General features: G+C 61.1%; 11 protein-coding genes and 5 pseudogenes. 9 read left to right on the forward strand and 7 right to left on the reverse strand.

The annotated features are described in order from the left end of the window. The coding region (locus ACFQ24_RS04940) for an integrase core domain-containing protein (protein WP_380909416.1) at positions 1-546 on the forward strand (546 nt) is incomplete at its 5' end. 31 nt (positions 547-577) lie between these two features. Continuing rightward, a pseudogene (locus tag ACFQ24_RS04945) lies at positions 578-823 on the forward strand (CoA transferase); the annotation flags it as partial. 9 nt (positions 824-832) lie between these two features. Here ACFQ24_RS04945 and ACFQ24_RS04950 read toward each other — a convergent pair. Next, a complete protein-coding gene (locus ACFQ24_RS04950) occupies positions 833-2,068 on the reverse strand; it encodes an MFS transporter (RefSeq protein ID WP_380909418.1) in 1,236 nt (411 codons plus the stop codon). A 115-nt stretch (positions 2,069-2,183) separates the two neighbouring features. After that, positions 2,184-2,996 carry an IclR family transcriptional regulator gene (locus ACFQ24_RS04955; protein WP_380909420.1) on the reverse strand — a complete coding sequence of 271 codons (813 nt, stop codon included), beginning with the start codon at positions 2,994-2,996 and terminating at the stop codon, positions 2,184-2,186. Positions 2,997-3,164: 168 nt separating this feature from the next. Between ACFQ24_RS04955 and ACFQ24_RS04960 the strand changes: the two are divergent. The 6 genes and pseudogenes from ACFQ24_RS04960 to ACFQ24_RS22680 form a co-directional block, all read left to right on the forward strand. Continuing rightward, positions 3,165-3,479, forward strand: a pseudogene (locus ACFQ24_RS04960) (transposase); the annotation flags it as partial. 79 nt (positions 3,480-3,558) lie between these two features. Next, the gene (locus ACFQ24_RS04965; RefSeq protein WP_380909422.1) at positions 3,559-4,713 is read left to right on the forward strand and encodes an IS110 family transposase; all 1,155 of its coding nucleotides are present in this window, start codon (positions 3,559-3,561) and stop codon (positions 4,711-4,713) included. A gap of 298 nt (positions 4,714-5,011) precedes the next feature. After that, positions 5,012-5,125 (forward strand): annotated as a pseudogene (locus ACFQ24_RS04970) (IS5/IS1182 family transposase); the annotation flags it as partial. A 206-nt stretch (positions 5,126-5,331) separates the two neighbouring features. Then, entirely contained in the window at positions 5,332-5,580 is a 249-nt protein-coding gene (locus ACFQ24_RS04975; RefSeq protein ID WP_380909424.1) for a phage integrase N-terminal SAM-like domain-containing protein, read from the forward strand. A gap of 3 nt (positions 5,581-5,583) precedes the next feature. Beyond that, complete coding sequence (locus tag ACFQ24_RS04980) at positions 5,584-6,201, forward strand: tyrosine-type recombinase/integrase (protein WP_230588604.1); 618 nt, start codon at positions 5,584-5,586, stop codon at positions 6,199-6,201. 9 nt (positions 6,202-6,210) lie between these two features. Beyond that, positions 6,211-6,333: pseudogene (locus ACFQ24_RS22680) on the forward strand (IS91 family transposase); the annotation flags it as partial. Here ACFQ24_RS22680 and ACFQ24_RS04985 read toward each other — a convergent pair. From ACFQ24_RS04985 to ACFQ24_RS04995, 3 genes are all read right to left on the reverse strand, one after another. Beyond that, on the reverse strand, positions 6,308-6,751 hold the full coding sequence (locus ACFQ24_RS04985) for a hypothetical protein (protein ID WP_380909426.1): 444 nt from the start codon (positions 6,749-6,751) through the stop codon (positions 6,308-6,310). The pseudogene ACFQ24_RS22680 and the gene ACFQ24_RS04985 sit on opposite strands and share 26 nt — an antisense overlap. Beyond that, positions 6,751-7,308 carry a tyrosine-type recombinase/integrase gene (locus ACFQ24_RS04990; protein WP_380909428.1) on the reverse strand — a complete coding sequence of 186 codons (558 nt, stop codon included), beginning with the start codon at positions 7,306-7,308 and terminating at the stop codon, positions 6,751-6,753. The genes ACFQ24_RS04985 and ACFQ24_RS04990 overlap by 1 nt, the downstream gene beginning before the upstream one ends. A 335-nt stretch (positions 7,309-7,643) precedes the next feature. Continuing rightward, a complete protein-coding gene (locus tag ACFQ24_RS04995) occupies positions 7,644-7,991 on the reverse strand; it encodes a hypothetical protein (protein WP_062063588.1) in 348 nt (115 codons plus the stop codon). A 198-nt stretch (positions 7,992-8,189) separates the two neighbouring features. Between ACFQ24_RS04995 and ACFQ24_RS05000 the strand changes: the two genes are divergently transcribed. Continuing rightward, positions 8,190-8,426, forward strand: a complete 237-nt coding sequence (locus ACFQ24_RS05000; protein WP_062068516.1) for a hypothetical protein — start codon at positions 8,190-8,192, stop codon at positions 8,424-8,426. 15 nt (positions 8,427-8,441) lie between these two features. On the opposite strand, the gene ACFQ24_RS05005 is transcribed toward ACFQ24_RS05000, so the two are convergent. Next, a complete protein-coding gene (locus tag ACFQ24_RS05005) occupies positions 8,442-8,954 on the reverse strand; it encodes a hypothetical protein (protein ID WP_062063587.1) in 513 nt (170 codons plus the stop codon). A 281-nt stretch (positions 8,955-9,235) separates the two neighbouring features. Further along, a pseudogene (locus ACFQ24_RS05010) lies at positions 9,236-9,361 on the reverse strand (DUF2493 domain-containing protein); the annotation flags it as partial.

The following is a 9,361-nucleotide window of genomic DNA, read 5'->3' on the forward strand; positions in this document are numbered from 1 at the left end:
CTTGACCAACAACGAACAGGAATGACATCTTCACCCAACGATCAGATGATCCACCTGCGCGCGATCAGATCGGAACGCTGCGCGGCATCAGATCGGAATAGATGCGCGCGATCGTCGGAATCCGCAGCTCGGGTGGCGCGCGAACTGGATGCGCTGGTTCGCCTGCACGGGAAACCTGCTTGCATTGTCAGTGACAATGGCACTGAATTTACGAGCCGGGCGATCCTGCAATGGGCCAGCCAGAACAAGGTCGAGTGGCATTACATCGATCCCGGAAAGCCCCAGCAGAACGGCTTCATCGAGAGCTTCAACGGCTCATTGCGCGATGAGCTGCTCAACGAGGAGCTGTTCGACAGCTTGGCTGACGCCCGCCGGAAGCTGGCCATCTGGCGCTACGACTACAACCATGTTCGGCCCCACTCTTCGTTGGGAAATCGAACGCCTGCACAAGCGCGTCGGACGTTCGTGCAGGACGATAGCATCACGCCCGACGCGCTTGTGCAGGCGAGCATGGCGGAATATTCAACCGCAAGACTCTCGTTATGATCGAGGGACCGCCGGGGGGCAGGTCACGCTGACTGCAACCTGGACCCGGCAGGAGCTGGCCGACGCGCTCGAGGACGCCGGCGTTCCGGCGGGTCCGATCAACGAACTCGACGATGTCTTCGCCAACCCGCAGGTTATCGCGCGGGGCATGGCAATCACGCGCGACCAGCGAACCGGGGTCGCCAGTCCGATCGTGATCGACGGGGTGCGGATGGTCTCGGATATTGCGGCGCCCGGCATCCCCGAAACGGTTGAGGAGCCATTAACCTCGTCCTGAGGCAAGCGCCTATCGGCTCGACGGATTGAGGCGCTGGAACAGCTTACCCCGTTCGCTATAAAGCACAAGGGCCAAGGTCAGCGACCCGACCAAGACCAGCGCAATCGCGAGCGGCCGCGGTGTGCCATCGTAGACATAACCTATCAGGCCGCCCAACCCTGCCCCCAGAACCAGCCGGAAGAATGCCTGAACCGATGCGGCCGCGCCGGCAATATGCCCGAAAGGCTGCAAGGCAATTGCAGTGAAATTGACGAAGACGGTAATCAGCAGGCACATGTTGAGAGACATGAGGACGACAAACTGGACCAGGGTTTCGCCGGGAGCTGAGGCCAGGAGCAATTGTCCCACCGATGCCGCAAGGTGGCAGAAAATTGCGGCATGGCCGATCCGCCGGGTGCCAAAGCGCTCGACGATCGCCGAATTGACCAGGCTGGCCAGCGCCATGGTCGCCGCCATCGAGCCGAAGATCAGCGGATAGGCCGAGCCTGCCCCGAAATGCTCGCCGATCAGTTGCTGCGAACTGTTGATGAACCCGAAGTGCCCGCCGAAAATCAAGGACATGCCAATGACATAGCCGATCGACATCCGGTTCCCGAGCACCGTTGCAACATTGCCCAGCAAGTTGCCCGAGCGCTGCGACTGCCGGTTCTGCTTCGGGTTGGTTTCTTCCAATCTGAGCAGGAACCAGCCCGTGAACGCCAGCGCCAAAGCACCGATCACCAGGAAGATCGCCCGCCATCCCGCGAGCTCGAGAATCGCATAGCCCAGGCTGGGCGCGAAAGTCGGCACCGCCATGAACAGCATCGCCACCACCGCCTGCAGCTTGGCCATGCCGGCACCTTCGTAGCGATCGCGGATGATCGCCAGCGGCAGCACCGTCAGCCCGGACGATGCGAACCCCAATATCGCGCGCAGCGCCAGAAGCACATGGAAGTCGCGCACCAACGCCGAAACCGCATTGACGATGACGAACAACGCCATGTAGCCGAGCAGGACTGGTTTGCGCCCGTAGCGATCGGAGATTGTTCCAGGTATCAGCGAACTTAATCCCGAACTGATCAGGAAAACGCTGATGATCAGTTGGCGCTGGTTCGATTGGGCAACCTCAAAATCGGCAGCGATATGTCCGAGAGCCGGCAGCAGCGAGGTGAAGGCAAGCGACTGGAGCGCCTGTATCATCGCCATCATGGCAATGAATTCCCGGCGACCAGTGCGGGGTCCAGCCGCAGGATTTTCGAGGTTCATCTAACCCTGCTCTCCTGAATCTACCACGGAGCGTCATCTATCCGCAACAAGCGAGCAAGAGTTCAAGGTGTGCCGCTCTCACTGTGCAGTGCATTGCAAAAGGTGGTACACAAGCTCAAGTTGAGCCGGGCCAACCGATCGCTTCGCTCGCCAGCCGCGCCGCCTCCATAATTCGTGCGATCTTTGCCTCGCTGAAATAGGTCTTGTCATGTGAACGAGCAAGAACGCTCATCGTCGCGACCAAGCGATTCTGCGAGTCGAAAACCGGCACTGACACCGCTGCAAGACCTGGCACTACCGAGCCGTATGTTCTCGCATATCCAAGTTTGCGCACAGATTGGATTTCCTTGGACAGATCGGCATCTTTAACGATTATCCCCTTGGCTCTTTCCCTCTCGATGCGCTCTCTAGTCTGCGCAGGTGGGCAATGGGTTAGGAAAAGACTGCCGGTGGAGGAGCCTTGCAACGGCAAAGTGGATCCAACATGCATTGAAGTGAATAGTGGGATGCCACCGTCAATCCAGCGAATTACCGTCGGCCCATAGTCGCCCCAAACGCTGAGTAACCCGGTCGTTTGCAACTCATTCAGCAGTCCCTCAAGGTGTCTTGTGGCGATTCGCACTGGATCGAGCGTTGCAATCGCCGCTAGCCCCAAGCGTACCGCAAGCGTACCAAGTGAATACCGGCCGCTGTACGCATCCTGCTCTACCATTCCGGCATTGACGAAGGCAAGCAAATATCGGTGTGCTTGACTGCGGGACAGCCCAGAATGGGACGCAACATCGCGAAGAAAAGATCCACCAGGATCTGTTTTCAATAGAGAAAGTAGCACCCTTGCACCAATTTCTACGGATTGAATTGATTTCCTTTGGCTAACAACCTCCGGAATATCGACGCTGGACACTTTATATGCATCGGGTTTTGTCATACTCAATTTTTGACCTGTTCATCTGAAAATAGACAGTTTTCCCTAATGCCATGCTAGGGTGCGAGCCACGGTTTCGCAACCGCCTATTGGATAGCCCCTAGCTAGATGCCGTAATGGGCCGGCGTCTCGAAGGTAGCCAAGTGGGAGGCTGTCTTGATCCGGGGTTTGATGAGCGACGAGGAATGGACGTGTCTTGAGCCGTTTGTTATCGAGCGCAGGGCGCGCAGCGGGCGGCGCCCGCGAGATCACCGCCTCGTCCTCGATGGGATTTTCTGGATCGCACGGACGGGCGTGGCCCGGCGCGACCTGCACGAGCATTTTGGCAAATGGTCATCGGTTTACCGCCAGTTCTGGCGCTGGACGCTGTCAGGCTTGTGGGAGTTGCTGCTCGAAGCCTTCAACGAAAGCGGGGGCGGCAACCCCAGCCTACAGATGATCGACAGCACAATAATCCGGGCGCACCACTGTTCAGCCCGCGCAAAAGATCCCATGATGAGAGGTGGACAGCGGCCTGAGGGAGATCAGAGTCGGTTTGCTACCAACCTCTCTGAAAGGATTTGCCATGTCAGCAGAATCAATCTCGCCGCCTGCCGCCATCTGGGTTGACCTTGGCGCAATTTTCGTTTCGCTGGAACTGTCGAAATCGACCTGGCTGGCGACCTCGCCATCACCTGGCAGCGAGCGGATGTCGCGTCACTGGGTGCCGGGCGGCGACCTGCCCGCATTGCTGGCCTGCTTGGGTGCCTTGCGTGAGAAGACACGGGCCCGGGAGGGCAGGCTCTATCGTGTAGTGGTCATCCAGGAAGCGGGGCTTGATGGCTTCTGGATCCATCGCGCGCTTGAGGCGGAAGGTTGGATCGCAAGCCATGTCGTGGATGCCGCATCGATCGCGGTGTCACGCCGGCATCGCCGGGCGAATACCGATCGCATCGACGGAGAGACGCTGGTCCGCACGCTGATGGCATGGATGCGCGGTGAGCCTCGCGTCTGCTCGATGGTCCGTGTGCCTGCAGTCGAGGATGAGGATCGCCGCCGGATTGGCCGAGAGCGCAAGGCGCTGATCGAGGAACGCAAACGGCACGTCAACCGGATCAAGGGGCTGCTCTTTGGCGTCGGCATCCGGCATTATGAGCCTGTTCGTCGCGACCGCCGTGAGCGCCTGGAAGAACTGCGAACCGGCGACGGCCGCCCATTGCCTACCCATCTCAAGGCACAGCTTTGTCGTGAACTGGACCGGCTCGAGCTATTGGACGGACAGATCAAGGCCGTCGAAGCCGAACGCGATGCCCTGTGCTCCCAAGCCCATGAGACCTCGCCTCAAGCGATGCTGACGGGGATCGAGGGTATCGGCGCGGAATCCGCCAACATCCTCACGAGCGAGGGACTATTCCGACAGTTCGACAATCGGCGCCAGGTCGCGGCCTATGCAGGGCTTGCACCCTCGCCTTGGCGAAGCGGCTCGATCGATCGTGAACAGGGCGTCTCGAAAGCAGGCAATCCACGACTGCGCACGACGATGATCCAGCTGGCATGGCTATGGCTGCGCTATCAGCCGGACGCGGCTCTCACACGCTGGTTCCATGAACGGGCAAGCCACAGCGGCGGGCGAGGTCGAAAGGTCGCGATCGTCGCGCTGGCGCGCAAGCTGCTCGTTGCCTTGTGGAAGTACGTGACCGCAGGGGTCGTGATCGCGGGAGTCGCCATGACCGCAGCGTAGCGAAGGGCTGCTCGCGATACACTCCAATCCTCAGGACCTGATCGGTCCTGACGGATCCAGGCGAACGGACCGAAGCCCCCCATGGCTTCCAACGCCGCTCAAAAGAAGGGTTCCGTTCTCCTGAGCCGCGTCCCCGAATGCGGGATTATGGTGCAGCCGTCCCGAGCGGCGACCGGATATGAGGTGGTACAGGCGAGGCACACCCGCCGGTACTCGTGAACGGGCTCAGCTGGATGCCGATGCCGACCGGGAGATACGAAACGACGAGATATCCCCTTGACCTGCAACTCATCATATGAGGGGGACTCCGCGTCAGGGTCTTGGCCGCTCAAAAGGTGGCTTTACGACCAAGATCCATCTCCGCATCAATGCGTTGGGCCTGCCCATAGCGGTGGCGCTGACCGGGGGCGAAGCGTACGCATCCGGTGAGGCTTGCGATTACCCATAAGTTTTTGAATCACTTATCAAGTAGTTGTCGAAAATTGTTGAATCGGATGAGTCGGTTATGATTGATTGAACGAACCCGCTGACGCGGCACTGGGTTGTTCGCTGGCTGGAATGGCCTCCTGATGGGAAGGTTTGGTTGCTGAAGACCAACCCCTGATCAGGAGACCATCCATGACCGACACCTTGGCAGCGGTGAGCCCGCTGCGCCGTCGCATGATCGACGACATGATGCTTCGCAACCTGTCGCCAGCCACGCAGCGATCCTACCTCCATGCCGTGACGAAGTTCAGCCGTTATTTCGGCCGTTCGCCGGACCGCCTGGGGCTGGAGGATGTCCGCGCGTTTCAAGTGTATCTGGTGTCGCAGGGCATTTCCTGGCCGGCGCTGAACCAGACTGTCTGCGCGCTGCGCTTCTTCTAAGGCGTGACGCTGAACCGGGCGGAGATTCCCGAGCGGATCGCCTATGCGCGCACGCCCCGCAAGCTGCCGGTGATCTTGAGCGCCGACGAGATCGTGCGCCTGCTTGAGGCGGTGCCGTCCCTGAAGGCACGCACGGCGCTGACCACGGCCTATGCCGCGGGTTTGCGCGTTTCGGAAGCGGTGAACCTGAAGGTTGCTGATATCGACAGCGCGCGCATGGTTATCCAGGTCCGTCACGGCAAGGGCGGCAAGGACCGGACGGTCATGCTCTCTCCACAACTGCTCGGTATCTTGCGGACCTACTGGCGCCTGGCGCGGCCGAGCGACTGGCTGTTTCCGGGTCGCGGCGACAAGCCGATCAACGTTTCCGTGCTCCATTCGGCCTGCCGGTCCGCGACCAAGGCGGCGGGATTGACCAAGAAGGTCAGCGTGCACACGCTGCGGCACAGCTTCGCTACCCATCTGCTCGAGAGCGGCGTCGACATCCGGATCATCCAGGTCTTGCTCGGGCACAACAGCCTGTCGACGACGGCGCGCTACACGCATGTGGCGACGACGACGATCGCAAGCACGCAGAGCCCACTCGATCGTTTGACCATCGAGGTGGTGCCGCCCGCCTGAGCCGACCCCGTGCGGTCCGATCTGGAGGTGGCGGATATTTTCCGCCGCCACGGTGCTGCTTTTCGCCTGGCCCATGACGGCCATCTCGGTCGCGTCGAACGCCGCGTCATGTCGGCGGTCGAGCTGTGCCGATGCGCAACCCCGTGACCGCGAGTAGGGCTATCAAGGTCGCATAAGTCAGCGGGCGCAGGCCTCCTTGAGGTCGAAGCTGGCTAGCGGCTTCGATCAGGCGAGCGATCTCCGTGCCCGAGTAAATGTGCGGTGGCCGGCGCCTTTTTTGGGCACCGAAGTGATTGCCCGGGGGCAACTCGTGCCGCACGTCTTCGACGCGGATATGGCGTGCGAAGCGGCAGACAGCTTTCAGTCGCGCGTCGCGTTGCGCAATCGACGGTCCCAGTGCGGCCCAATCGATGGCTGTTTGCGTTTGAACATACGCCTGTCCGCGCTCAGTCGCGAAGCCGGCGAAGCTTTTGAGCAAATACTCGACATTCGACATCGCAAAGCCCGTGGCACGACGCAGTGCGAGATAGGTTTCGATGGTCTTCAACATCAGAGCGCCTCCGGCCATGGCTGCGCCACCTGCTTCAGAAGAGTGACATCGGCTTTGGCGTAGTGGGACGTAGTGTCGATGCCACTATGCCGGAGGACCAGACCGATCTTGTCGAGCGGCACCCCGTGGCGCAGCATCTCGGTCGCCGCGGTGTGCCGCAGGACGTGCGCACCCTTGAACGGTGTCACGAGGCCAGCCCGCTTCATGATGCGCCTGACCACCGAAGAGACGGCGTCACCGTTTAGGAACGGGCGACTGGGCGCGATCGTGCTCAGGAACACGCGATCACTTCGGCAGAAAGACGGTCGGCATTCGAGATAGGCCGCGACCGCATCCCCGACGTCCTGGGGCAGCGGCAAGCGAACTTCATGGCGCGACTTGCCCGTAATCCGCAGCGAACCCGCCTGCCACTCGATATCGGTGAGGCGGAGCTGCGCCACGTCGCCGGCCCGCTGTCCGATGCACCAGCGAGTCCAGCCCTTTTGATGAAGGTGGCGGTCGAACAGATCCTGAAACCGCGTCTGACGCGTACCACAAATTATTTCAAGGTAACTCAACGGGATAGGGCCGACCTCGTCGGCGTCGTGGTCCGCGTACGACGCTCCCCTGGAACCGGGTCATACGGGTCTTACGGCAATATGACCTTGTTTCTACAGGCTAATACGCCCGCTGCACCCGTGCGTAGGGTCCATTACAAAACGGCCTCGCGCCGTGCGTCCCGCCTTACGCAGCGCGCTCGCGCTGCGCAGCCTCGCACCGGCAGGCGCGGGGCACTCTTGCTGCAAATCTACAGAGCGAATCGGTACGATGGTTTTTGGAATGTCGATCATGGGTGGGGTCTCCCCAAATACAAAAAAGAGGACCGGGCATCAGGCCCGATCCCGAGGTGCAATTAGCCTTGCTGGGCGATCAACATATGCGCTTCATGGATGAGCATCGCCGTCTCGTCGTCCCGGCCCTGCGCCCGAATGATCCAGTACGCATTTGAGCGGGCGGCCATGCGGGCGAGGTCGCAAGCCTTGTTCCATTCGGCTTCATATTCCTCGTCGCACTCGCCGGTGATCACGACATCGCCGGTCTCGTGATCGGTGTAGCCGTAATATTGGCCAGCGTAGGAATTGGCCCGTTTGAGGTGTCGCTCGATCTTGCGGATGAGCGCGAAACCTCTCGCCTGTGCATGGAAGTAATGGGGTTCATGGGTTTCGACGAAACGATCGAGATCGGGTTCGATGGCAAGCATGGAAGCCTCCTTGGATGGGGGCCGCAGGCGACAGGCACCGCGGGCCGATAGATGGGATGGGTCGGTGAAGGATCGACAGGAGCGGCCAGGCGCGACGCCCCGCCGGTTCCGCAGGAAGCGGCAATCCCCGCTTGCGCTGGTCCGTCGATGTGGCACAGTCGCAGGTGACGGGCAGGCCATCGGGGAAGGACGATGGAAATGCCGAAGATGACGGAAAGGGATCGGCTCGCCGATCTGGAAGCGCGTCAGCGCAAGATGAACGATGAACTGGAAAGCGCGCGCCGTGTCCTGCGCGGCAAATATGCCGCGATGATAGCGGAGGTGCCGGTGGAGAAGCTCACGGAAAAGGATTTCCGGGAGCTTCTGACACAGGCGATCCGGGTGGGTGGCAGTGCCGCGCTGACGGCGCTCAAGGGATTGCCCGCAGCGACCTGATCGCGCCGCAGGCAGTCACAGGTTCCGGCAGGGATGCGCCTCGAGAAAGCTGTCCCTGTCGGAATCCGATCGCAGCGTGACGAACCGGCCTTCAGGATCAAGCCAGATCGCAATGAAACACCCCCGCGCCGCTAGCCGGAGGATATTGGCGAGACTTCCCCGACTGCGACCGTCCCAGATCACCAGACCGCAGGACGCATCTTGCGCCATCGCCTTGTCCTTGGGCGCGTGATAGGCAGCGGTGCCCTTCGCCCCGGAAGACGGGATGTTTCGGGTAGGCCATTTGCCAAGGTTATTGCGCGGTCCATCGCCCGAACAATAGACCATGACGGCATCGATATTTCGATCGGAAAGGAAGCGCTGGACGGCACGGTCCGCGCCGCGCGCATCCCCGATCAGGACAGGAAGCGCGCGCTCGACGATACCGTCGATACGCTCGATGACGGGTTCGGGAAGCGCGGTAATGGACAGCGATCCTGAAATGAAGACCGCCGGGTTGGTGGATGATGGAAGGATGTGGTCGGACATGGCTTTAATCTCCTCGAATGAACCAATCGTCCCTGCCCTCCTCTTCTCTATGCGGCGGAACCGGACCTTGCCGCCTCAACCAACCCCGCCAAAACCGCACCCGAAGGGTGTCCCTGCGACGAGCACGGCGAAGCCGCGCGCAGGAGGCCGGGACCGCCCTGGCGGTTCCGCATCGGCCCCGCGACGGACCCGCCTGCGGGTCCCTGAGCGGGGGCGAATGTGACGCTGGATAAAAGAAATGAGGACCGGCCCGGTGAACCGGACCGATCCTCTTGGCAAGCTCACTGCGCCTCCCATTCCTGATCGCTGAGCCTGACGAACCGCGCCGGGATACGCTTCTCCTTAACGAGGCGCGCGAGGTGAGACTGTAGTCCCGACCCTTCGCAGACCAGCGCCTCGACGGGCCG

This window comes from Sphingobium olei, assembly GCF_042678845.1.
Lineage (GTDB): Bacteria > Pseudomonadota > Alphaproteobacteria > Sphingomonadales > Sphingomonadaceae > Sphingobium > Sphingobium olei.

Bases quoted from the DNA above. Each gene is read 5' to 3' on its own strand.
- ACFQ24_RS04950 (WP_380909418.1), bottom strand. From the start codon at position 2,068: ATGAACCTCGAAAATCCTGCGGCTGGACCCCGCACTGGTCGCCGGGAA.
- ACFQ24_RS04985 (WP_380909426.1), bottom strand. From the start codon at position 6,751: ATGTTGAAGACCATCGAAACCTATCTCGCACTGCGTCGTGCCACGGGC.
- ACFQ24_RS05005 (WP_062063587.1), bottom strand. From the start codon at position 8,954: ATGTCCGACCACATCCTTCCATCATCCACCAACCCGGCGGTCTTCATT.
- ACFQ24_RS04975 (WP_380909424.1), top strand. From the start codon at position 5,332: ATGACCGACACCTTGGCAGCGGTGAGCCCGCTGCGCCGTCGCATGATC.
- ACFQ24_RS04965 (WP_380909422.1), top strand. From the start codon at position 3,559: ATGTCAGCAGAATCAATCTCGCCGCCTGCCGCCATCTGGGTTGACCTT.
- ACFQ24_RS04955 (WP_380909420.1), bottom strand. From the start codon at position 2,996: ATGACAAAACCCGATGCATATAAAGTGTCCAGCGTCGATATTCCGGAG.
- ACFQ24_RS04995 (WP_062063588.1), bottom strand. From the start codon at position 7,991: ATGCTTGCCATCGAACCCGATCTCGATCGTTTCGTCGAAACCCATGAA.
- ACFQ24_RS05000 (WP_062068516.1), top strand. From the start codon at position 8,190: ATGCCGAAGATGACGGAAAGGGATCGGCTCGCCGATCTGGAAGCGCGT.